General features: G+C 71.2%; 15 protein-coding genes and 1 tRNA gene. 12 read left to right on the top strand and 4 right to left on the bottom strand.

The genetic code is table 11. The annotated features are described in order from the left end of the window. Positions 1-43: 43 nt before the first annotated feature. Both HBO46_RS18630 and HBO46_RS18635 read left to right on the top strand, forming a co-directional pair. The gene (locus HBO46_RS18630) at positions 44-3,112 is read left to right on the top strand and encodes a penicillin acylase family protein (RefSeq protein WP_166134376.1); all 3,069 of its coding nucleotides are present in this window, start codon (positions 44-46) and stop codon (positions 3,110-3,112) included. 122 nt (positions 3,113-3,234) lie between these two features. Continuing rightward, positions 3,235-3,792: an AAA family ATPase gene (locus HBO46_RS18635; protein WP_166134378.1), complete on the top strand. Its 558-nt coding sequence runs from the start codon at positions 3,235-3,237 to the stop codon at positions 3,790-3,792. A 36-nt stretch (positions 3,793-3,828) separates the two neighbouring features. Here the strand turns inward: HBO46_RS18635 and HBO46_RS18640 are convergent, their stop codons facing one another. Next, positions 3,829-4,491 (bottom strand): DUF6629 family protein, encoded by a 663-nt coding sequence (locus HBO46_RS18640; protein ID WP_317983902.1) that lies wholly within the window; start codon positions 4,489-4,491, stop codon positions 3,829-3,831. 254 nt (positions 4,492-4,745) lie between these two features. Here HBO46_RS18640 and HBO46_RS18645 point away from each other — a divergent pair, with 254 nt between their 5' ends. From HBO46_RS18645 to ppdK, 5 genes are all read left to right on the top strand, one after another. Then, positions 4,746-5,321 (top strand): hypothetical protein, encoded by a 576-nt coding sequence (locus tag HBO46_RS18645; RefSeq protein ID WP_224769240.1) that lies wholly within the window; start codon positions 4,746-4,748, stop codon positions 5,319-5,321. Positions 5,322-6,279: 958 nt separating this feature from the next. Further along, positions 6,280-7,146, top strand: coding sequence for a hypothetical protein (locus HBO46_RS18650; RefSeq protein WP_166134382.1), 867 nt, complete (start codon positions 6,280-6,282; stop codon positions 7,144-7,146). A gap of 508 nt (positions 7,147-7,654) precedes the next feature. Beyond that, positions 7,655-7,730 (top strand) — tRNA-Lys (locus HBO46_RS18655). 64 nt (positions 7,731-7,794) lie between these two features. Continuing rightward, entirely contained in the window at positions 7,795-8,415 is a 621-nt protein-coding gene (locus HBO46_RS18660; protein ID WP_166134384.1) for a hypothetical protein, read from the top strand. An 85-nt stretch (positions 8,416-8,500) separates the two neighbouring features. Beyond that, complete coding sequence (gene ppdK / locus HBO46_RS18665) at positions 8,501-11,170, top strand: pyruvate, phosphate dikinase (RefSeq protein ID WP_166134386.1); 2,670 nt, start codon at positions 8,501-8,503, stop codon at positions 11,168-11,170. Positions 11,171-11,386: 216 nt separating this feature from the next. On the opposite strand, the gene HBO46_RS18670 is transcribed toward ppdK, so the two are convergent. Further along, the gene (locus tag HBO46_RS18670) at positions 11,387-12,337 is read right to left on the bottom strand and encodes a universal stress protein (protein ID WP_166134388.1); all 951 of its coding nucleotides are present in this window, start codon (positions 12,335-12,337) and stop codon (positions 11,387-11,389) included. A gap of 103 nt (positions 12,338-12,440) precedes the next feature. Beyond that, positions 12,441-14,141, bottom strand: a complete 1,701-nt coding sequence (locus HBO46_RS18675) for a GAF domain-containing sensor histidine kinase (protein ID WP_166134390.1) — start codon at positions 14,139-14,141, stop codon at positions 12,441-12,443. 228 nt (positions 14,142-14,369) lie between these two features. On the opposite strand from HBO46_RS18675, the gene HBO46_RS18680 reads away from it, so the two are divergent. Continuing rightward, a complete protein-coding gene (locus HBO46_RS18680; protein ID WP_166134392.1) occupies positions 14,370-14,798 on the top strand; it encodes a pyridoxamine 5'-phosphate oxidase family protein in 429 nt (142 codons plus the stop codon). Positions 14,799-14,833: 35 nt separating this feature from the next. Here the strand turns inward: HBO46_RS18680 and HBO46_RS18685 are convergent, their stop codons facing one another. Further along, entirely contained in the window at positions 14,834-15,484 is a 651-nt protein-coding gene (locus tag HBO46_RS18685; RefSeq protein ID WP_166134394.1) for a response regulator, read from the bottom strand. Between the two features lie 230 nt (positions 15,485-15,714). Here HBO46_RS18685 and HBO46_RS18690 point away from each other — a divergent pair, with 230 nt between their 5' ends. The 4 genes from HBO46_RS18690 to cydD all read left to right on the top strand — a co-directional run bounded on the left by HBO46_RS18690 (position 15,715) and on the right by cydD (position 22,901). Then, a complete protein-coding gene (locus HBO46_RS18690) occupies positions 15,715-16,761 on the top strand; it encodes an Acg family FMN-binding oxidoreductase (RefSeq protein ID WP_166134396.1) in 1,047 nt (348 codons plus the stop codon). Positions 16,762-16,907: 146 nt separating this feature from the next. Beyond that, the gene (locus HBO46_RS18695) at positions 16,908-18,356 is read left to right on the top strand and encodes a cytochrome ubiquinol oxidase subunit I (protein ID WP_166134398.1); all 1,449 of its coding nucleotides are present in this window, start codon (positions 16,908-16,910) and stop codon (positions 18,354-18,356) included. A 31-nt stretch (positions 18,357-18,387) separates the two neighbouring features. Next, positions 18,388-19,407 (top strand): cytochrome d ubiquinol oxidase subunit II, encoded by a 1,020-nt coding sequence (gene cydB / locus HBO46_RS18700; RefSeq protein WP_166134400.1) that lies wholly within the window; start codon positions 18,388-18,390, stop codon positions 19,405-19,407. A 131-nt stretch (positions 19,408-19,538) separates the two neighbouring features. Continuing rightward, a complete protein-coding gene (cydD, locus tag HBO46_RS18705) occupies positions 19,539-22,901 on the top strand; it encodes a thiol reductant ABC exporter subunit CydD (RefSeq protein ID WP_166134402.1) in 3,363 nt (1,120 codons plus the stop codon). Positions 22,902-22,917 lie beyond the last annotated feature (16 nt).

A 22,917-nucleotide genomic window follows, 5' to 3' on the forward strand; every position in this document is an offset into this window, starting at 1 on the left:
ACTCACATCTGCGCCTTGGGCGTGACTACGCATTGGAGGCGTGATGCCGCGAACCCCCCTCACCGGAACCGCCATCGGCTTGACCGTGGCCGCTGTCGCTCTTACCGGTTTGAGCCTCAGCCCGGCCGCGACCGCGGCCAGGAGCGCACCGAGTGGCGCATCCGGGTCTTCGCCGTCCATCGATCGCGACCTGAGCTACGAGGTGACGGTTCGCCGTACCGAAGGCGGGGTGCCGAACATCAAGGCCGACGACTACGCCAGCTTGGGCTACGGCACCGGCTACGCCATGGCCGAGGACAACATCTGCATGATCTCGGACCTCGTGATCACCTTCGCCGCGGAGCGCGCCCGGCGCCTCGACGCGACGCCTGCGAACATTGCGAGCGACTCCTTCTATCAACTGTTCATCGATCGCGGCGCAGCCGAGGAAGAGCTCGAGGAACGGCAGGCAAAGATCTTCCGTGGCGCCGCCGCGGGGTTCAATCGCTACCTGCGTGACACGGGCGTGGACAACCTGACCGACCCTGCCTGCAAGGGCGCCGAGTGGCTGCGCCCCATCACCGAGATGGATCTGCGGCGGATCTCGCGGATGCCGTTCTTCCTCTCCGCGCTGTCCCCGCAGTTCCTCGCCGCCGCCCCGCCCACCTCGCCTCCAGCGCGGCGATCGACCCAGCGCGGTTCGCGGGGGATCACCCCGGACGAGGCGGTGAACGGGCTCTTCGATGAGTGGCGCGGCAGCAACGGCGTCGCCATCGGGCGAGAGGCCACCGCCGGCGAGACAGGGATGCTGCTGGCCAATCCGCACCTGAGCTGGAATGCGCCCTCGCAACGGATGTACGCCCTGCACCAGACCATCCCCGGCGAGATGAACATGACCGGGGCCACCACCATGGGCAGGATCCAGGTCGCCTTCGGCGCAACCGAGGACGTCGCCTGGACCTCGACGGTGTCGACGGCACGGGACTACACGTTCTACCGACTGGACCTGGTCCCCGGGAAGCCGACGCACTACTACTTCGACGGCGAAGAGCGCGCCATGACCCAGGAGGTCGCGTCGGTGCAGGTGCCCGACGGCGTCGGGGGGCACACCACGGTCGACCGCACCTTCTTCTCCACCCACTACGGCGCCCGCTTGGTCGGCGGTCCCGGCTTCACCTGGGACGACCAGCACGCCTACGCCGTGCGCTCGATCGATCCCGCGTGGCGCGGTGTCGATTCACTCAACGACACTTGGAAAGCCGAGTCAGTCGAGGAGTTCGCAGACGCCCTTGTGCACCACCAGGCGATGACCACGAACGTCATGGCCGTCGACTCCTCGGGGCGCACCTACTACACCGACGCCAACCCGATCCCCTACGTCACAGATGCCCAGCGAGAGGTCTGCAGCGTGCCAGGCGGCCTCGACGGATCCCGCTCGGCATGCATGTGGCAGACCGATCCGACCGCGTCGCAGCCTGGAACATTCGGCCCCGACGCGACGCCGCACCTCTTCCGCGACGACTTCGTGGCGAACATGAACGACAGTCACTGGCTCGCCAACCCCCGGGCGCCGCTGACCGGCTACGACGGCACCTTCGGCGCCACTGGCACCGAGCGCACGCTGCGCACGCGAGGAGGACTGCACGCGATCCTGTCCCGTCTCACCGGCACGGACGGGGCAGCGGGCGACAAGTTCACCCTGAGGGGCTTGCAGAGGCTCATGTTCGACAACACCAGCTACACCGGGGTCATCTCTCGCAACGGCATGGTCGAGCTCTGCGAAGCCAACCCGCAGGTCACCGGTCCCGACGGCACCGTGGTCGACATCGGGGACGCATGCGAGGCGCTTCGGGGATGGGACCTTCGCGACGACCTCGGCAGTCGAGGCGCCCACCTGTTCCGCGAGATCATGGTCGCCAGCGGCAACAGCAGCAGGGTGCCGGCGAACTGGAACTTCCTCGTTCCCTTCGACCCCGCCGACCCGGTCAACACTCCGCGAGACCTCGACCCGCAGAACAACCCGGCCGTGCTCCAGGCGATCGCGGCGGCCGTGACCAAGCTCCGCGCCGCCGACATCGCGCTCGATGCCCGCCTCGGTGACCTGCAGTACGTCACCCGCAACGGCGAACGGATCCCGATGCACGGCGGCACCAACGCCTCGGGATTGTTCAACATCGTGAACGCACCGTTCAACGCCGCCGCCGGCGGCTACCCCGACGTCACCGCCGGCGCCAGCTGGATCCAGGCCTCCGAGTACCGGCGCGACGGCCTGGTGAGCAAGGGCGTCCTCGCGTTCTCCCAGTCGACGAACCCGAACTCGCCGCACTACGCGGACATGACCAAGATGTACTCCAAGAAGCAATGGGTCGACCTACCGATGTCGGAGTCCGACGTCGCAGCGAGCACGATCACGAAGGTGCGCCTGACCGAGGACTCCGGGGTCTGCCTCAACGGCGGGTGGCGGGACTGGCAGAGCGTCGACTTCGATGGTGAAGCCCAGTGCGTCGCCCACTACGACGCTCAACGCGCCGAGCGGGTCAGCGAGTACGACGCCCGCCACGGCACCCAGACGGTCGTCCACACCGGCAAGCCGGTGAGGATCAACGGCAAGGCCCGTGTAGGCCAGAGACTCCGTGTCGCTGCGGTCTCCCCGCGCGACTTCAGCCCCACCGCCCGGCACATCGCCTACCAGTGGGAGCGCGACGGCGTCGCGATCCCTCACGCCACCACCCGGGCGTACCTCGTCAGGGCGGCAGACGTCGGCTCTCGCCTGACGGTGCGCGTCACAGCGACCACCGCGAGCAGTGCCTCTGGCTTCGCCACCTCGAACGGAGCCACAGCGAGGCGAGCGGCGGCGAGCATCGCGATGAGGCTGGTTCCGGGGGCCACACCACGCACCCTGCTGATCAAGGCCACGGTGAAGTCGAAGGCCGTCGTGAGCGGACGGACAATCGTCACCGTGCTCCGCAACGGCGCCGTCCTGCACACCAGACAACTGGGCCTGAACCGTGACGGTCGCGTCAGCCTCACCTTGGCGGCCGCCCGCCCTGGGCGCTACAGCGTCACGCTCCAGTACCTGGGCTCAGACAGCGTGACCCCAGCGCGGGCCACACGGACCCGGAACCTCCGGTAACCCCCGGCTGTCTTCGTCGGGCCGCCCCACAGCCGCGGCCCGACGAAGACCTGGCGGCTCGGGACGCCAGCAACCCGGTCGCATCCGCCGCGCATGCGGCCCACCGATGGCACGATGCCAGCGTGAGCGCCCGCCTGCTGATCGTCGTCTCCGGGTTGGCTGCCAGCGGCAAGACGACCATCGGCAGGGCACTCAGCGAGCGGCTCTCCCTCCCGCTGTTGGACAAGGACGACATCCTCGAGTCGCTGTTCGACAGCCTCGGCTGCGACGGCCCCGAACAGCGGTACCGGCTCAGCCGCGCGAGCGACGAGGTCCTCTATCGCCTCGCCCGGTCCTCACCAGCTGCCGTGCTCGTGAACTGGTGGGACCACGACACCGCTCCCGAGCGACTTCGCGCCATCTCCGCCTCGCTCGTCGAGGTGTTCTGCGACTGCCCCGTCGAGCTGGCTGCCGCCCGCTTCGCCGCGCGCGAACGGCATCCCGGTCACCTCGACCGTCTGCGCACGCCGTACGACGTCGAGGAAGGCGTCCGGGGCATGCGTGCATCCTTCAGGGGGCCGCTCGGGTTAAACGACGCTCCTGTCGTCGTCGACACGAGCCGACCGGTCGACCTGGACAACCTGGTCGAGCGGGTTCGCGCGGCGACGTCTCCTGACGGGTTGGCAGCGCCGGGCACCTAGACGGCCGAGACCCCGCGTTGCCGATGCCCGCCGCGGTCAGGCACGCGCCAGTCCCTGACCCTCGAGGCGGTGGATGTCCGGCAGCCGGCGGCGCAGCACCATGTGCACCATGACCAGGGCGGAGGTCAGCGCCGCGTAGACGCACCACAGCGACGCGAACGCCTCGACGTAGACGATGGCGACGACCGTGAGCCCGACGAGGTTGAGCAACCCGAAGGCGACGATCGAGGGGTAGTCCGACAGCACCGACGGGCCGATCACCGCCACGATGTACAGCACTGCCCACATCGCCCCGTACGTCAGGTCGACGTCGTAGATCAGGGCGTGCGGCTCCTCCCTGACCACGAGCGGGCCGTCGAGGACCGCCCAGAGCAGGTACGCCGCGACCACCGCGCCGAGCGCCACGAACGGCGCCACCCGCTGGCGCCGGCCCACCGGCTCGAGCAGCAGCACCGCGAGCGGCACGAAGATCGGGAGGACCGGGAAGGCGAAGAGGACGTAGATCATCGCGGCGGCGTGCTGGACACCGGCCGAGACGTAGTCGGACGCACCGTGCCAGACGAGGGCCTCGGTCAGCTGGTGCAGCGCGAAGAGCAGCGGCAGCGACGCGAACGGCAGCTCCCGGGCCGTGCGCACCTCGCGCAGGCAGATCGCAGCGACCGGGAGCAGGACGACTCCGGCGGTCACATCGGCGCCCATCGAGAAGCACACGCCCGAGCGGTACCCCGGCCCGACGGACGAAACCCATGAGCAGGCCGGCAACGCTCGCCTGGATCGAGGTGGTCGTGTGGCGGCTCGGCGCGTCGGGTCGCTCAAGCAGGTGGGCGAAAGGTCGGACGGCAGGTTGAGACCATCTACGCGGCCGGAAACCAGTCACCACGAGCAACGACCAAACCTTCAGCAGTCCCAGGTTGACGACGGTAGCCTCGCTCCCCCAACCGAGGGAGGCCGTCGTGGCGGACACCAAAATGGTGAAATCGACAGGAGAACATTGGGTTTGTTCAATGATGTCGCGGCTTGGCTGGGGTGTTGCTCTGACCCGCGATGGCTTGGAACGCACCGACATCCTGGCTGTCGACCCCAACGCCGCACCGCGTCGGTTGATTGAGGTCCAGGTCAAGACCGCTTCCGGTAACGGCGAGAACACAAACTGGCCCCTCGGGCTGAAGTCCCAGACGCGTGCTTTATCCGACGCGGAGTGGTTCGTCTTCGTGATTCTCAACGACGCGCCCGCCAATACTCGCTGCTTCGTTGTACCGCGTGACCACGTCGCGGCCGCGACATGGATCAGTCACACGTCATGGCTTACCGATCCTGACGCAGTACCTGGCAAGCGGAACACGCCAATCAAGAACGCTCGGGTCTACCGGTGGGTGTTCGAGGGGTACGAGGACCGTTGGGACCTCCTCGAGGCCCCGGCCGACAAGGCCCCGGTTCTACTCCCGGCTGAGTTCCGCGAGTACGCACTCGACGCGCGGGTCGGCCTTCCCCACGATCACCCTTGGAACGACCGCCTCCCGGACTGGTGAGGCGACGGCCGAGCCCGGTGTCGCCCTTCCCGCCACGCGGGTGCTCTCGCGGTACAGCTCCACGAGGACACCTCGACAAGTACGTCCCAGTCGTAGACGGACGTCTCGGTCGTGATCGTGTCGCCGGCCAGGAGGGCTCCTCGAACTTGCAGCCGTCCTTCCACGCAGGGCGGCACCCATCAGACGCGTGATGGCGTCGATGCCGGAATCCGCCGATGAAGTTTGATCCCCGGGCCCTTGGAGGATCAGGATTCCACTGATCTGCGGACCCCCGATCCAGCAACGGTTCGGACTGCCTCACGGAACGCCGTCCATCCGTTCTTGGAATGCCCGCAGGACGTCGCGGCACGCTCACCGCGACTATTCAGTTCACTGGACCGGATCCCCCGTCGCGGATGTCGCCGCCGGTCTCCCTGCCCAAGGCCGGACCAGAGTCCGGGATCCGCGAATCACCGCAACCGCTTGCAACGCGGCCTCAGCGCCTCCGACAGCACGCGTCCAGGCCGCGCAGCCGCAACCATCACGCCGGATCAAAAGCCCACCGGGCCGCGGCCGCTCGGGTTAGGTTGCGGACACCCTCTCGAAAGGACACCCGTGAGCTTTCGCGCCCCCAAGGCAACCGCCGTCGCATTGATCATCTCCGCTACGAGGCGCGGCTGATCGCATGAGGATCGGGGCGGCCGTTGCCGCAAGTACATGCGTGATGCTCCTGGCCGGGTGCGCGGGGAGCGAGGAGCGGCCCTCGGGGCAAGCAAGCACTCGTGCGCCCGAGGCAGCCGCCTCGGCTGCCGCCCCACTGGCCCCTGCGAACTGGAGCCTGGCGAACAGCCTGGACACAGGATCGAGTTTTGTCGGCAGCTTGGTTGTCGATTCTGGTATCGCGGTATTTGGATTCGGAGGTCCCGGCGCTTCCTCCGCCACTTCACTTGGGGTTTGGAATACGGAAGAATCGGAGTTTGTGAAGCTGGCCGACAGTTCCTACGAGAACGGTGTCATCGACGGTGTCGCGTTCGATGGGCAGGACATCCTCTTTGTCGACATCGAAGCAGTCGGCGATACGGGTACGGGCGAGCGACTGCAGTGGAAAATTCGTCACACGGACCTATCAGGCGACCTTGACGAGGTCATCTCAGAATCCAGCCCCGAGGGAGACGTAACTCCTCCCTATGTTCACTCGGGCGGCGGGCGATTCGTATGGTCGACATGGCAAGATGATGACGACCCCTGGGCCGGGCGGCATGTATACGAGTGGACACCCGGGGACCGCGAACCCGCCACAGTGGTAGAGAAGATCTGGCTGAACGACAGCGCTACCCCTGTTGCGGATGGAATTGTCTTCTCGCGAACAGAAAACGATGACCGTTGGCCATCGGGGATGTCGAAGTCTGACGTGTACTTCCTTCCTGATGGGACTGTTACCCCCATCAGGGTCTCTGACTCTGGACTTGCCCTCAGCTACGAGGTCGTCGGGTCCGCGGTGGTGTGGACAGAGACGAACCCTAGGGCGAAGAGGAAGTTGAGCCGTACGGATCCCCGTGCAACTCTCGTCGCCTCTCTCGATGGCAGCGATGATCCCCAGGTGATTCAGAGGGGGTTTTCGTCTGGCAATCCGACAGGCGGGGACGGCTGGTTTGCATGGTGGGATCAGAATCTGAACCTCAAGGTTCTGCACACGAGCACCGGAGTTCTGGAAAAGATCCGCACCGCTAAAGTGCACGTGCCTACCCGCCCGGCCGGCGCAGACAACCTTCTGGTGGTGGCCGACCACCGCGTCGACGAAGGTCAGGGCCGCGTCACATTGCGAGCGTACGACATTCACAGCTGAGAAGATCTGCTCGGGAGCGGATGCCAAACCGCGGCCTGGATCCCGCAGGTCTCGCGGGTGACATTGCTTTCTCACGAACAGAGATCGATGACCGGGCTCCCCGCGCGGGACCATCGAATGCCGTCACGCCAATGAATGCGCCCAGTCGAACCAGTCCGAGATGTTGCCCGTCGGCGACCTCACCGCCGCCAGCCTCCTGCAGTGCGCATCGCCACCGTCCTGGCTACCGACGGCTTCGAGGCCGCGCACACCGCCTCTGGGCGCACCCGCCACCAGCAGACGCTCCGCGCGGATGGACGCAAGGCGAAGCCCCGAGTAGGACGACCTCGCCCACGCTGCCACTCCGATCCCCGTGACGACGGACGCCGATCAGGGACGGTCCAAGCGGAAGCGCTGCACCCACCACCGGCCCCGGTGGTTCGCGCAGGGCATACTCGGGCCTGGATCGCGTGAGCGAACTACACCGGAGTTATCCAGAGGGTTTACCTGGTTAAATCCCTGATCCCCCGGGCCCCTAGCTCAATTGGCAGAGCAGGAGACTTTTAATCTCTTGGTTGTGGGTTCGAGTCCCACGGGGCCTACCAAGGACGCTCGCGTCCACGCGGAGCGGAGACCCGCCGTGTCGGTGCAGCGGCTTAGCATCGAGCCATGCCTCAGCGCCTGGTTCCCCTGCTCCTTCCCACCCTCGTGACCGGCGCCCTGGCAGCCGCCCTGGTCGGCTGCGGCTCCGACTCCGAGGACCAGGCGCCCACGGTTCCGGTCAGCGACAGCGCGACCGCGACGCCGACGAGCCCGGCCCCGGGCACACCCTCGGTGAGCCCCAGTGAGAGCCCGAGCACGACGGCCTCCGTGTCCGCGAGCGCGTCCGAGCCCAGCGCGCCGTCCTCGCCGAGCGCACCGGCATCCACGCCCGCGACCACCGCGCCCGTGGCCACGCCGACGGCTCCCGCCGCGCAGCTCCCGGCGGTGGACACCGACCTGCGGGTGGCGGTCACCGAGTACCACGTCGCCTTCACGACCGGTGACGCGCCGGCGGCGTTCGAGCTACTGAGCGAGCGCTGCAAGGACACCGTCGACATGGGCGCCTTCGGCGAGGACTCGCTCGCGCAGGCCGACAAGCACGGCACCACCCCCCGCCTCACGTCGTACGCCGCCGAGACCGGCAGCGACAGCGCGCGCGTCACGGCGACCTTCCGCGGGCCGCGGATCACCCTGCGCGCGGAGCCCTGGGTGCGCGAGGTGGGGGCCTGGCACCGCGACGTCTGCTGAGACATGTGCCGAACCGGCCGCGCCACGATCGTCCCCTTGTGCGAGATCGACGCATCAAACCGCGCTGAGCGGCAAGGATGGGCGGGTGACCGTCTATGTCTATGACTTCGCGCAGGGAAACAAGGACCAGAAGGATCTTCTGGGCGGCAAGGGTGCCAACCTCGCCGAGATGACCAACCTGGGGCTGCCGGTGCCACCGGGCTTCACCATCTCCACCGACGCCTGCCGCGCCTACCTGGCCGCCGGAACCGAGCCGAGCGAGCTCGCCGAGCAGGTGAGCGCACGGCTGTCGGCGCTCGAGGAGACGATGGGACGCCGTCTCGGCGACGCCGCGGACCCGCTCCTGGTCTCGGTGCGCTCGGGCGCGAAGTTCTCGATGCCCGGGATGATGGAGACCGTCCTCAACATCGGCCTCAACGACGAGTCCGTCCACGGTCTAGCCCGGCTCAGCGGTGACGAGCGGTTCGCGCTGGACTCCTACCGCCGCCTGCTGGCGATGTTCGGCAGCACCGTCCTGCACATCGACTCCGAGCACTTCTCCCGCGCCCTCGACGCCGCGAAGTCGGCCCGCGGCACCACCGCCGACCTCGACCTCGACGCCGACGACCTGCGCGCACTCGTCGAGACCTTCAAGCAGATCATCCGCGACCAGGCCGGCCGCGAGTTCCCGCAGGACGCCCGCGAGCAGCTCGACCTCTCCGTCCGCGCGGTCTTCAACTCCTGGAACACCGACCGCGCCCGGCTCTACCGTCGCCGCGAGCGGATCCCCGAGGACCTCGGCACCGCCGTCAACGTGCAGACCATGGTGTTCGGCAACTTCGGCATGGACTCCGGCTCCGGCGTCGCCTTCACCCGCGACCCCGCGTCGGGCAACCAGGGCGTCTACGGCGACTACCTGCAGAACGCCCAGGGCGAGGACGTCGTCGCGGGCATCCGCAACACCGTCTCCCTGGCCGACTTCGAGAAGCTCGACAAGACGTCGTACGACGGCCTGATCGCGATCATGGCCCAGCTGGAGCGCCACTACCGCGACATGTGCGACATCGAGTTCACCGTCGAGCGCGGCAAGCTGTGGATGCTGCAGACCCGCGTCGGCAAGCGCACGCCCGGTGCGGCGTTCCGCATCTCCCGCCACATGCGCGACGAGGGACTCATCGAGGCCGACGAGCAGCTGAGCCGGGTGACCGGGTCGCAGCTGGCCAGCCTGATGTTCCCCCGCTTCGACGCCTCCGCCGACAAGGTCCTGCTGGCCACCGGCATGAACGCCTCGCCCGGTGCCGCCGTCGGCAAGGTCGTCTTCGACTCCCCCACCGCCGTCGCGTGGGTCGAGCGCGGCGAGGACGTCATCCTGGTCCGCAAGGAGACCAACCCCTCCGACCTGGCCGGCATGGTCGTCGCCCAGGGCATCCTGACCAGCCGCGGCGGCAAGACCAGCCACGCCGCGGTCGTCGCACGCGGCATGGGCCGCACCTGCGTGTGCGGCGCCGAGGCCCTCGACGTCGACGTCGAGGCCAAGGTCGTCAAGGTGCGCGGCGGCGGCGAGCTGCGCGAGGGCGACGTCATCTCCATCGACGGCGCCACCGGCGAGGTCTTCGCCGGTGCGGTGCCGGTCTCCCCCTCCGACGTGGTGCGCTACTTCGAGGGCGAGGACGTCGACGCCGACGTCGTGCTGGCCGTCGACGAGGTCATGACCCACGCCGACTCCCGGCGCCGCATGAAGGTGCGCGCCAACGCCGACACCGCCGAGGACGCCGCCCGCGCCCGCCGGTTCGGCGCCGAGGGCATCGGCCTGTGCCGCACCGAGCACATGTTCCTCGGCGACCGCCGCGAGCTCGTCGAGCACCTCATCGTCGCCGAGGACTCCGCCGGGCAGGAGGCCGCGCTCGACGCGCTGCTGCCGCTCCAGCGCGCCGACTTCGCCGGCATCCTCGAGGCGATGGACGGCCTGCCGGTCACCATCCGCCTCATCGACCCGCCGCTGCACGAGTTCCTGCCCGACTACACCGAGCTCTCGGTCAAGGTGGCGCTGGCCGAGGCCGCCGGCGGCGCGGACCCGCACGACGTACGCCTGCTGGACCACGTACGCCGCCTGCACGAGCAGAACCCGATGCTCGGCCTGCGCGGCGTACGACTCGGCATCCAGATCCCCGGGCTGTTCGTCATGCAGGCCCGGGCGATCCTCGAGGCCGCCGCGGACCGCATCGAGGCCGGCGGCACCCCGCTGCCCGAGATCATGGTTCCGCTGGTGGCCAGCGTGCGCGAGCTCGACGTGGTCAAGCGCGACATCCTCGCGGTCGCCGAGGAGGTCCAGGCGGCCCGCGGCGTCGAGATCGACGTCAAGGTCGGCACCATGATCGAGCTGCCGCGCGCGGCGTTCCTCGCCGACCGGATCGCGGCGTCGGCGGAGTTCTTCTCCTTCGGCACCAACGACCTCACCCAGATGGCGTGGGGCTTCTCGCGCGACGACGTGGAGGCGGCGTTCTTCTCGAAGTACTTCGAGCACGGCATCTTCGACGTCTCGCCGTTCGAGTCGCTGGACCAGCGCGGCGTCGGCGGCATGGTCGAGATGGGCACCCAGAAGGGCCGCGCCACCAAGCCGGACCTCAAGGTCGGCGTCTGCGGCGAGCACGGCGGCGACCCGGCGTCGATCCACTTCTTCGAGACCGTCGGGCTGGACTACGTGTCCTGCTCGCCGTTCCGGGTGCCGGTCGCCCGCCTCGAGGCCGCCCGCGCGGTCCTCGGCACCGACGCCTGACCCCTCCTGCACCACCGCGCGCCCCCGGCCACCGGCCGGGGGCGCGTCGGCGTTCTCGCGCAACCACACGGGCCGACTCGGGGTGGAGCAACGGCGGCCCGGGCGGGGGAACCTCCCTCAAGGCTGCGGTGGGAGCTGGGCTCGACCACCGCGCCCCGCACACGGGCCGCCGTACCTCCTCCCCGGCTCCCTCAAGCCCAGGAGGAGGAGTCGTTGTCAGCGCAGGATCTGGCCGCCCTCCTCGAGCACCAGTCCGGGCATCAGGTCGTCGACCGACCCGTCAGGGACCACCTCGACCGGCGCCTCGGAGAACCGCAGCAGGGACCGCGCGACGTTGCCGAGCGGCCAGATCCGGCCGGCGTCGCGGCGCCGGCGCAGGACGACGACCACGTCGACGGCCGCACTGTGCCGCACCAGCACCTCCGTGGGGGTGCCGTGCTCGGCGTGCAGCTCGACCTGGACGTCGGGGTACTCCGCGCGCCACGGGGCGAGCAGCGAGGTCAGCATCCGCAGCCCCTCGTCGCGCCACTCCTCGGGGCGGACCCGCTGGGCGATCAGGTCGGAGTAGGCGTCCGGCATCCGCCAGGCGTGCACCACGACCAGGGTCGCGCCGCGCTCCCGCGCGAACTCGAAGGCCCGCGAGAGCAGGTGCGGCGAGACGGCGGGACGCTTCACGCCGAGCAGCACCCGGCCGTGCCCGCCGGCACCGCTCCAGCCCTCGGGGACGACCACCGCGCGGACCGGCGTACGAGCCGCCACCGCTGCGGTCGTGGCTCCGGCGACCATGCGGTCCACGCCGGTGCGGGTCTCGCGGCCGAGCACCAGGAGGTGTGCGGTGCCCGTGCCGCGCAGCAGGCCGGTCACCCGCGACCCGGTCTCGTGGGCGGTCTCGATGAGGAGGTCCGGCTGGCGCTCGAGCGCCTCGCTGCGTGCGGCGGCGAGGACATCCTCCGCCGCGCTCCGCAGGTCCGTGAGGGTCAGCGGCAGCGGCGCCATCGGGACGTACGACGGGCTCACGTGCACCAGGCGCAGGACCGATCCCTCACGGGCGGCCACGTCCGCGGCGTACCGGATCGCGCCGAGGCTGCGCGCGGTGCCGTCGACGCCGACGGCGACGACCTCCGCCGCGGGGTCGGTGCGGTGCTCGGACCGGACCTCGGGGGACATCGCTGCTCCTGTGCTGGTGCGGGGCGGGACACGCCGATCCTCGCCTCACCGGGCCCTCGGTCACAGGGCCCAACGTCCCGGTTGCGGCGGGACAGGGGGCCTGTCAGCGGCCGGTCGGCACGATCCAGGTCAGCGTGGTGCCCTCACCGGGCGCGCTGCGCACCTCGCAGCGTCCCCCGAGCTCCTCCGCCCGACGGCGCATGTTGCCCAGCCCACTCTCGCGTACGTCGGGGGGCAGGCCGCGTCCGTCGTCGGCAACGCGCAGGACGATGTCGGCGCCGGCGGCCAGGTCGATCTCGACCCCCTGCGCCTCGGCGTGCCGGCTGGCGTTGGACAGCGCCTCGCCGAGCACGGCCAGCAGGTGCGGGGCGACGTCGTCGGAGACCAGGGTGCGCACCGGGCCGGTGAACCGCAGCACCGGTCGGAACTTCAAGGTGCCGGCCGCGCGGTCGACCATGCGGGTGACCTCGGCCTGGATGTCGGAGGCGTGCTCCATCGCGCCGAGGGCGAAGATCGAGCGCCGGATGTCCTTGATCGTGGCGTCGAGCTCGTCGACGCTGGACTCCAGGCGCTCGGCGAGCTCGGGGTTGTCGGAGGTCCGGGCCGTGCTCTGCAGGGTCAGCCCGACGGCGAAGAGCCGCTGGATCACCAGGTCGTGCAGGTCGCGGGCGATCCGGTCGCGGTCCTCGAAGAGCGCCAGGCGCTGCTGGTCGGAGTGGGCGCGGGCGACCTGGATCGCGAGAGCGGCGTGCTCGGCGAAGCTCGCGGGCAGCTGGGCGTCGACCTCGTGGTGCAGCGCGGCGTTCTCCAGGGTCCAGGAGAGCCCGAGGGCGCCCTCGACCCCGTCGGGCGTGCGCAGCGGCACGATCACCACCGGCCCCTGGGCGCCGTCGTCGAGGGAGAGCCGGTCGAGCGAGAGCGCCGTACCGGTCCGTACGACGGTGCGCGTGTGCTCGGCCGCGGCCGCCGCCTGCGCGCCCTGCGGCGTGGCGCCCTCGGCGCGGGCGATCACCTGCAGCACCAGGTCGTCCTCGTCGGAGCCGGTGACGATCCAGGCGAGGTCGGCCTCCGCGACCTCGCGGGCCCGGTCGGCGACCGCCTGGAGCGCGTCCAGCCCGTGCACCGAGCCGGCGAGCAGCCCGGTGATCTCGGCGGTCGCGGCGAGCCAGCGCTCGCGGCGCGCGGCCTCCTCGTAGAGCCGGGCGTTCTCGATCGCCACGCCGGCGGCCGCGGCCAGCGCGACCACGACCTCCTCGTCGGCCTTGGTGAAGTCGCCGCCGCCGGCCTTCTCGGTGAGGTAGAGGTTGCCGAAGACCTTGTCGCGGATCCGCACCGGGACGCCGAGCAAGGAGTGCATCGGCGGGTGGTTCGGCGGGAAGCCGTACGACGCGGGGTGCGCGGCGATGTCGTGCAGCCGCAGCGGCTCGGGGCGGTCGATGATCAGGCCGAGCAGCCCATGACCGTCGGGCAGCGCGCCGATCCGGGTGACGGCGTCCCCGTCCATCCCGTGGTGCACGAAGGTCCGCAGCCGCTTTCCGGGGCCGCTGCCGAGCACCCCGAGGGCGGCGTACTTGGCGTCCACGAGCCGGCTGGCGACCTCCACGATCCGGGTCAGCACGCCGTCGAGGCTGAGGTCGGCCGCCATCGCGACCACGGCGTCCAGCAGCAGCCGCAGCCGGGCCTGCTCGTCGAGCACGCCCCCGACCCGGGACAGCACCTCACGGAGCAGGTCGTCGAACGGGGCCTCGCCCAGCGCGTCCGGGAAGCACGGCTCCTCGGACGGGGTCCCGTCGCTGCTCACCATCGGTGTGTGTCCTCCTTCGGCGGTTCCGGGGCAGGCGCCCATCTCGGCAGCACGAAACCGCCGCGGCCAGGCACGAGGTTAGCAACGCCACGGCCCCCGCACCGATCCTCGCGGCCGAGGTCACACCGCGAGTCGGCGCCCGTGGCGCACCCAGTCGGGGTAGGGGCGACCGGGGTGGGGGCACGATGGCTGCAGAGGTTCAGAAAGGGTCCGAGGGACGGAGGAAGCATGGACGCGCCACACGACGATGCCTTGCGCTGGGGGACGGGGCCGCTCATCGAGCTCGACGAGGGCGACTGCTGGGCGCTGCTGGGCTCGCGGGAGCTCGGCCGGATCGCCTGGACCGGCCCCGACGGGCCGGCGCTGCGCCCGGTCAACCATGCGGTCAGCGACGGCGTGCTGTGGCTGCGCACCACCGCCTACTCCTCGCTCGCGCAGCAGATCGACGACAGCCCGGTGGCCTACGAGGTCGACGACCTCGACCACCACACCCGCGCCGGGTGGAGCGTCGTGGTCCAGGGCACCGCCCGGCTGGTCTACCCGGGGCGCGAGGGGCCCAACCCGCCCGACCTGCAGACCTGGCCGAGCGGTCCGCGCCCGGTGTGGGTCGAGGTGATCCCCCGCTCGGTCACCGGACGTCGCCTGGTGGCGAGCTGAGCGCGCGCCAGTCCGTGTGCCCCAGCCGATGAAGCTCAGTGCCGGTGCTTGGTGGCGTAGATCGCGGCCTGGGTGCGGCTGTCCAGCCCGAGCTTGGCCAGCAACGAGGAGACGTAGTTCTTGATCGTCTTCTCGGCCAGGAACATGTGCTCGGCGATCTGCCGGTTGGTCATGCCCTCGGCGATCAGGTCGAGGATCTTCTGCTCCTGGCTGGTGAGCCGCTCGAGGTTGGAGTCGCGCGGCGGGCCGGTGCGCAGCCGCTCGAGCACCTGGGCGGTGACCGCCGGGTCCAGCATCGACTGGCCGTCGGCGACCCGGCGGACGGTGTCGATGAGGTCGTTGCCCCGCACCTGCTTGAGCAGGTAGCCCGCGGCCCCCGCCATGATCGCGGAGAACAGCGCCTCGTCGTCGTCGTAGGAGGTCAGGATCAGCGCGTGCACCGAGGGGTCGAGGGACCGCACCTCGCGGCACACGTCGATGCCGGAGCCGTCCGGCAGCCGGCCGTCCAGGATCGCGACGTCGGGGCGCAGCGCGGGGATCCGCGCCGCCGCCTCCTTGGCCAGGCCGCTCTCGCCGACGACCTCGATGTCGCCCTCGCTCTCGAGGAGGTCCTTGATCCCACGCCGGACGATCTCGTGATCGTCGAGCAGGAAGACGCGGATCGGCGTGGTGCGTGGCTCGGCCATAGGCTCGAACCTACCGGCTGGCGCTCTCGTGCGCGCGCCCTCGGCGCGACCGCGCCCGTATCAGCGCCCGTATCAGCGCCGGGTCAGCGCTGATGCCAAGGCCGATTCTGGGGGCCGAAGCCACCCCGTCGGATGGTCCCACCGCGCCCGGGACCATGGACCCTTTGCTCCCGCAGACATGCCCTTCACGCTGGGGGGTACCCGACCCCACCAGACGAGAGGAGCGGGCCATGGGCACCCTGGCCGACATCGGTCGCGCCACCCCGCCGCGGTCCGCCCCCGGACTCGGCCGCGCGGCCTCGGCGTACGAGGTCGTCGCCTTGGCCTGCCGCGCACCGAGCGTCCACAACACCCAGCCGTGGCGGTGGCGCGTGGACGGCACCAGCCTCGAGCTGTACGCCGACTGCTCCCGCGCCCTGCCGGCCGCCGACCCCCGCGGCCGCAACCTGGTGCTGAGCTGCGGCGCCGCACTGCACCACGCCGAGGCGGCCGCCCGGGCGCTCGGCTGGGAGCCGACGCTCCAGCGCCGGCCGGACCCGGCGGAACCCGGCCTGCTGGCCCGCATCCACCTGGCCGACCGCGATCCCGACGCCCGGGAGACACCCGGTGCGCAGGACCCCGCCGTCGTGCTCCGGGCGATCCACGAGCGCCGCACCGACCGGCGCCGGTTCACCTCCTGGCCGGTCCCGGTCTCACGGCTGGAGCGTCTCGCCGCGGCGGCGGTCGAGCAGGGCGGGCTCAGCGAGCCGATCGTCGACGTCACCGCCCGGTTCCGCCTCGAGCTGCTGATCAGCCGCGCGATGAGCGCCCAGGAGGGCGACGAGCGGCTCCTCGCCGAGCAGCGCTCCTGGATCGACCACAGCCGCGACGACGGCATCCCGGCCGACTCCGTGCCCGAGATGGGCTTCGGTCCCCTGGCCCACCGCAGCCGGTTCAGCCGGGCGGCGCGCCCCGAGGTGCCCGGTCCGGCGCGCGACCTCGTCGAGGCCTCCGACGGGGTGGTGGTGATCGGGGGCCCGGACGACTCCGTCGAGGCGTGGCTGCGCTCGGGTGAGGCCCTGAGCGCCCTGTGGCTGCTCGCGACCCGCACCGGGCTCTCCGTGGTGCCGCTCAGCCAGGTCGTCGAGGTCGACGAGACCCGCCCCGCCCTCCAGCACGACGTCCTCGGCGGCCGACTGGTCCCGCACGTCGTGCTGCGCATCGGCTGGCAGGAGATCTCCCGCAGCACCCACCGCGCCACCCCACGTCGTCCGCTGGACGACGTGCTCAGCCCCTGAGAGCCGCGTTACACGACGTGCCCCCGGTCACGCGACACCCCTGAGGACGAAGGTCCCCACGAGACGGGTCGCCAGACCGTGGGGTATCGGGTCGACTCTTCCTACTCTCGGGTACGACCCAACAGCCCTCCCTCTCAGGAGCACCCGTGGACCCGCTCGACATCGCGCGATGGCAGTTCGCCATCACGACGGTCTACCACTTCTTGTTCGTCCCGATCACGATCGGACTGTCGGCGATGGTCGCCGGCTACGAGACCGCGTGGTTGCGCACCCGCAACCCGATGTACCTGCGGCTGACGAAGTTCTTCGGCAAGCTGTTCCTGATCAACTTCGCCATCGGCGTGGTGACCGGCATCGTGCAGGAGTTCCAGTTCGGCATGAACTGGTCGGACTACTCCCGCTTCGTCGGTGACGTCTTCGGCGCCCCGCTGGCCATCGAGGGGCTGCTGGCCTTCTTCCTCGAGTCCACCTTCCTCGGCCTGTGGATCTTCGGCTGGGACCGGCTGCCCGGCAAGCTGCACGCCGCCTGCATGTGGATCGTGCACCTCGGCACGCTGTTCTCGGCGTACTTCATCCTGGCCGCGAACTCCTGGATGCAGCACCCGGTCGGCTACGCGTTCAACCCCGACACCGGACGTGCGGAGATGACCGACTTCGCCGCGGTGCTGTTCAACAAGGTCCAGCTGGTCACGTTCCCGCACGTCATCCTGGCGGCGTACATGACCGGTGCGGCGCTGGTCGCGGCCGTGGCGTTCTGGCACCTGCGCAAGCACCGCGAGGGCTCCCCCGACGCCACGATGTGGCGCAAGGCCGTGCGCACGGCGGCGGTGGTGGTGCTGGTCAGCGGCGCCGGTGTCGTCGGTGTCGGCGACATCCAGGGCAAGATCATGACCGACGTCCAGCCGATGAAGATGGCGGCCGCGGAGGCGCTCTACGAGACCGAGCAACCCGCGTCGTTCTCGGTCCTCACCATCGCCACCCCGGACGGCAAGGAGGAGAAGTTCTCCATCACCATCCCCAACGTGCTGTCGTTCCTGGCCACCGGCACCTGGGACGGTGAGGTCAAGGGCATCAACGAGCTGCGCGAGCAGTACCAGGAGACCTACGGCCAGGACCCCGGCACGACGTACTACTCCGCCGGCGACTACACCCCGAACATCCCGGTCACCTACTGGACCTTCCGGTTCATGATGGGCCTCGGCTTCGCCGCGATGATCGTCGCCGCCTGGGTGCTCTGGGCGACCCGCAAGGGCCGCGTCCCCCAGGGCCGGCTGCTCTACACCGCGATGATGCTGGTGCCGTTCATGCCGCTCTTCGCGAACTCGATGGGCTGGATCTTCACCGAGATGGGGCGCCAGCCATGGGCCGTCTTCGGCCTGATGACCACCCAGTCGGCCGTCTCCCCCGGCGTCACGGCCGCGCAGGTGCTGACCTCCCTGATCGCCTTCACCCTGGTCTACGGCGTGCTGGCGGTGATCGAGGTCAAGCTCCTGCTCGCCGCGATCCGCAAGGGCGCCGACGAGATCGGCGAGGACGACCTCCCGCGGGTGCGCACCAAGGACGACGACGACGCCCCGTTCGCGTTCGCCTACTGAGCCTCGAGAGCACGAAGAGAGAACAAGAGACATGGAACTCACCACCGTCTGGTTCGCGCTCATCGCGATCCTGTGGATGGGCTACTTCGCCCTCGAGGGCTTCGACTTCGGCGTCGGCATGCTGTTGCCGGTGCTGGGCAAGTCCGAGCGCGAGCGTCGCGTCCTGATCAACACCATCGGCCCGGTCTGGGACGGCAACGAGGTCTGGCTGCTGGTCGCCGGCGGTGCCACGTTCGCCGCCTTCCCGGAGTGGTACGCCACCCTGTTCAGCGGCTTCTACATGCCGCTCCTGCTGATCCTGCTGGCCCTGATCGTGCGCGGCGTCGCGTTCGAGTACCGCCACAAGCGCAACGAGATCTCCTGGAGCCGGCGCTGGGACGCCGCGATCATCGTGGGCTCGGTCGTCCCGGCCCTGCTGTGGGGCGTGGCGTTCGCCAACATCCTGCGCGGCGTCCCGATCGACAACGACCTGGAGTACGTCGGCGGGTTCTTCAACCTGCTCAACCCCTACGCCCTGCTGGGCGGCGCGATGACCCTGCTGCTGTTCCTCACCCACGGGGCGATGTTCATCGCGCTCAAGACCGACGGCCCGATCCGGTACGCCGCGCGCCGCCTGGCGGTCCGCTTCGGCCTGGGCGCGGCGCTGGTCACCGTGGCGTTCCTGGTGTGGACCCAGGCCGAGACCGGCAGCGTCGCCTCCGCCGTGGCCTTCGTGGTCGCCGCGGTCGCGCTGCTCGGCGGCCTGCTCGCGGTCCAGGCCGGCCGTGAGGGCTGGGGCTTCCTCGGCACCTTCGTGGCGATCGCGCTCGGCGTCGCGGGGCTGTTCCTGGCCCTGTTCCCCGACGTGATGCCGACCTCGCTGGTCGACGGCACCAGCCTGACCACCACCAACGCGGCAGCGACGACCTACACGCTGAAGATCATGACTTGGACGGCCGCGATCTTCACCCCGCTGGTGCTGGCCTACCAGGGCTGGACCTACTGGGTCTTCCGCCAGCGGATCGCGGTGCACCACATCCCCGAGGCCGAGCTCGCGGCCGCCCGCGACTGACCCGCCCCGCAGCCACCCGGACCCTCCTGGCCGGGTGGCTGCGCCGCACCTCAGCACCACCCTCAGCACGACTCAGGGGCACCACCACGCGCACCCGACACCGCCGCCCGACCGCCTGACCGGAGCACCAGATGAAGCCGACCGACCCGCGCCTGCGGACCCACCTCACCCCCGCGCGGCTCCCCCTCGCGGGAGTCCTGGCGGCCGGTGTCGTCGGCGCGGTGCTGATCATCGGGCAGGCCTGGACGGTGACCGGCCTCGTGGTCGCCGCCGTCCGCGGCGAGGACCTCGCGCCCTGGGCGCTCGGGGTCGCGGGGGTCTTCGTGGCCCGGGCGCTGTGCTCGTGGGCCGGCGACCTCGCCGCGGCGCGCGCCGCCTCGGTCGTCGGCACCCACCTGCGCCGTCAGGTGACCGCCGCGCTGCTGCGGCGGCGTACCTCCGAGCCCGGCGACGCGGTGCTGCTCACCCGCGGCATCAGCGCGGCCGAGCCGTACCTCACCCGCTACCTGCCCGCCGTCGTGCTGGCGGGCGTGCTGCCGGCGCTGACGGTGGTCGTGATCGCGACCCAGGACTGGCTCAGCGCCCTCATCGTCGTGCTCACCCTGCCGCTGGTGCCGGTCTTCGGTGCCCTGGTCGGGGTGGCCACCCGTGACAAGGCCGAGAAGCAGTGGCGTGCCATGGCCTCGCTCTCGGGCCACTTCCTCGACGTCGTCCGCGGCCTGCCCACGCTGGTGGCCTACCGGCGTGCCCGGGTCCAGTCCGACACCATCGCGCGCACCACCGACCGCTACCGCCGCGCCAGCACCGCCACCCTGCGCATCGCCTTCGCCTCCTCCGCGATCCTCGAGCTCGTCGCCACGCTGTCGGTGGCGCTGGTCGCCGTCACGGTCGGCGTCCGGCTCGCCCACGACGGGATGGCCCTGGAGACCGCGCTGCTGGTGCTGCTGCTGGCCCCGGAGGCCTACTGGCCGCTGCGCCGGGTCGGCGCGGAGTTCCACGCCGCCGCCGAGGGCGTCGCGACCTTCGAGCAGGTCCACGACCTGCTGGAGACCGCCCCGCCGGCGGACCCCGGCACCCCCGGCCCCGCCCGCGGCGACCTGGAGCTCAGCGGCCTCACCGTCGTCCACCCCGGCCGCACCGTCCCCGCGCTCGACACCGTCGACGCCCGCATCCCCGACCGCGGCGTCACCGCGGTGGTCGGTCCCTCCGGCTGCGGCAAGTCCACCCTGCTCGGCGCGGTCGTGGGCCTGGTGCCGGTGAGCGCCGGCACGATCCGGGTCGGCGGCCGCGAGGTCGGCGGCACCGCCTGGCGCAGCCAGGTCGCGTGGGTGCCCCAGCGGCCGGTCTTCGTCGCCGGCTCGATCGCCGACAACCTGCGGGTCGCCCGCCCCGACGCGTCGTACGACGAGCTGTGGGACGCCCTGCGCCGGGTGGCGCTCGAGGAGCGGGTCCGCGCCCTGCCGGCCGGCCTGGAGAGCCCCCTCGGCGAGGACGGCGCGAGCCTCTCCGCCGGTGAGCGGGCCCGGCTCGCGCTGGCCCGGGTCGTGCTGGCCGACCGCCCCTGGGTGCTGCTCGACGAGCCGACCGCCCACCTCGACGACCTCACCGAGCGCGTCATCGCCGACACGATCGCGGAGCTGGCCCGCGACCGGGCGGTCGTCGTGGTCGCGCACCGCCCCACCCTGATGACCCTGGCCGACCACGTGGTCGCCCTCCCCGCTCCCGCGCGTCCGCGAACCCCGGTCGCCGACGACGTCACGGTGACCGCCGCCGACGCCCCGGCCCCGGCCCCCGACCCCGCGCCGGCCGCCGACGCGGACCCCGACGCCGACCCCGCGGAGGAGACCGAGCAGGTGTCCCGCCTCGGTCTCGGCGCCTCGACCGTGATCGGCGCCCTGGCCTCGCTGTCCGGCATCGCGCTCACCGCGACCGCCGGCTGGCTGATCGTCCAGGCCTCCACCCACCCGCCGGTGCTCACGCTGATGATGGCCGTGGTCGGGGTCCGGGCCTTCGGCCTGGCCCGCCCGGTGCTGCGCTACGTCGAGCGGCTGCGCTCCCACGACGTCGCCCTGCGGATGCTGGCCCGGCGCCGCGTCGAGGTCTACGACGCCCTGGTGCCGCTCGTGCCCGGTCGCCTGGGCAAGCGGCGCGGTGACCTCCTCGCCTCGGTCGTCGACGACGTCGACAGCGTCGTGGACGACGCGCTGCGGGTGAAGCTACCGCTGCGCTCCTTCGTCCTCGTGGCGCTGGGCGCGACCCTCGTCGCCGCCCTGATCCTCCCGGTGGCGGGCGGGATCGTGCTCGCCACCTGCCTCACCGCCGGCGTCGCCGCCTGGGGGCTGGCCCGCCTCGGCGCGAGCAGCGCCGAACGGACCACCGTCACCCAGCGCGCCGCGCTGTCCGAGGCCGCCGTCGAGATCGCCCAGGTCGCCCCGGAGCTGGTCATGTGGCAGGCCGGCGACCGTGCGGTCGCCCGCGTGGGCACGCTCAGCGATCGTCTCGGGCGCGCCACCCTGGGCGCCGGGGCATGGCTGGGCGCCGCGCGTGCCGCGGTCCTGGTCACCTGCGGCGCCGGCGTGGCCGCGATGGCCTGGCGCGGCGCCCCGGCGTACGCCGCCGGCGACGTGTCCGCACCGGTCCTCGCGCTGCTGATCCTGGTGCCGCTCGCGCTCGCCGACTCGATCCTGCCGATCGCCGAGGCCGGGGCCCTCTCGGCCCGCACCCGGGCCGCCACCGCGCGTCTCACCGCTCTCGAGCACACCCCTCCCGCGGTCCGGGCGACGATGGCCGACCCGCTGCCCCGCGGGCACGACATGGCGCTGCGCGAGGTGCGCGCGGGCTGGGGTGAGGACCGGTTCGCCCTGGACGGCGTCGACCTGAGCGTCGCGCCCGGCGAGCGGGTCGGTGTCGTGGGTGCGTCCGGATCCGGCAAGAGCACGCTGGCCGCCCTGCTCCTGCGCTTCCTCGACCCGGCCGAGGGCACCGTGGCGCTCGGCGGGACACCGCTGACCCACCTCGACCCCGACGACGTACGCCGCGTGGTCGGGCTGGTCGACGACGACCCGCACGTGTTCGCCTCCACGCTGGCCGAGAACGTCCGCTTCGCCCGCCCCGGCAGCAGCGACGCCGAGGTCGAGCGGGCCCTGCGCCGCGCCCGCCTGGGTGACTGGCTGGACGGCCTGCCCGACGGCCTCGACACCTGGATCGGCGCCGGCCACGCCCAGGTCTCCGGTGGCGAGCGGGCCCGGATCGCCGTCGCACGCTCGCTGCTCGCCGACCACCCGGTGCTGGTGCTCGACGAGCCCACCGCGCACCTCGACCACGCAACGGCCACCGACCTCGCCACGGAGCTGCTCACCGGCCCGCGCGGCCGCAGCCTGGTCTGGATCACCCACGACGACGTGGGCCTGGACCTGCTCGACCACCGCCTCGACCTCGACGACCCGGCCGGGTTCCGCGCGCCGCGTCGTACCAGCGGGGCGCCTGGGTTCTGAGCGGGTCGTGAGTGGC

The organism is Nocardioides ochotonae, from assembly GCF_011420305.2.
Lineage (GTDB): Bacteria > Actinomycetota > Actinomycetes > Propionibacteriales > Nocardioidaceae > Nocardioides > Nocardioides ochotonae.

What these genes read in the sequence shown, in the direction of transcription:
- HBO46_RS18685 (WP_166134394.1), bottom strand. Translation starts at nt 15,484, where the DNA reads ATGGCCGAGCCACGCACCACGCCGATCCGCGTCTTCCTGCTCGACGAT.
- cydB (WP_166134400.1), top strand. Translation starts at nt 18,388, where the DNA reads ATGGAACTCACCACCGTCTGGTTCGCGCTCATCGCGATCCTGTGGATG.
- HBO46_RS18660 (WP_166134384.1), top strand. Translation starts at nt 7,795, where the DNA reads ATGCCTCAGCGCCTGGTTCCCCTGCTCCTTCCCACCCTCGTGACCGGC.
- HBO46_RS18690 (WP_166134396.1), top strand. Translation starts at nt 15,715, where the DNA reads ATGGGCACCCTGGCCGACATCGGTCGCGCCACCCCGCCGCGGTCCGCC.
- HBO46_RS18670 (WP_166134388.1), bottom strand. Translation starts at nt 12,337, where the DNA reads ATGTCCCCCGAGGTCCGGTCCGAGCACCGCACCGACCCCGCGGCGGAG.
- cydD (WP_166134402.1), top strand. Translation starts at nt 19,539, where the DNA reads ATGAAGCCGACCGACCCGCGCCTGCGGACCCACCTCACCCCCGCGCGG.
- HBO46_RS18675 (WP_166134390.1), bottom strand. Translation starts at nt 14,141, where the DNA reads ATGGTGAGCAGCGACGGGACCCCGTCCGAGGAGCCGTGCTTCCCGGAC.
- HBO46_RS18680 (WP_166134392.1), top strand. Translation starts at nt 14,370, where the DNA reads ATGGACGCGCCACACGACGATGCCTTGCGCTGGGGGACGGGGCCGCTC.
- HBO46_RS18640 (WP_317983902.1), bottom strand. Translation starts at nt 4,491, where the DNA reads ATGGGCGCCGATGTGACCGCCGGAGTCGTCCTGCTCCCGGTCGCTGCG.
- HBO46_RS18630 (WP_166134376.1), top strand. Translation starts at nt 44, where the DNA reads ATGCCGCGAACCCCCCTCACCGGAACCGCCATCGGCTTGACCGTGGCC.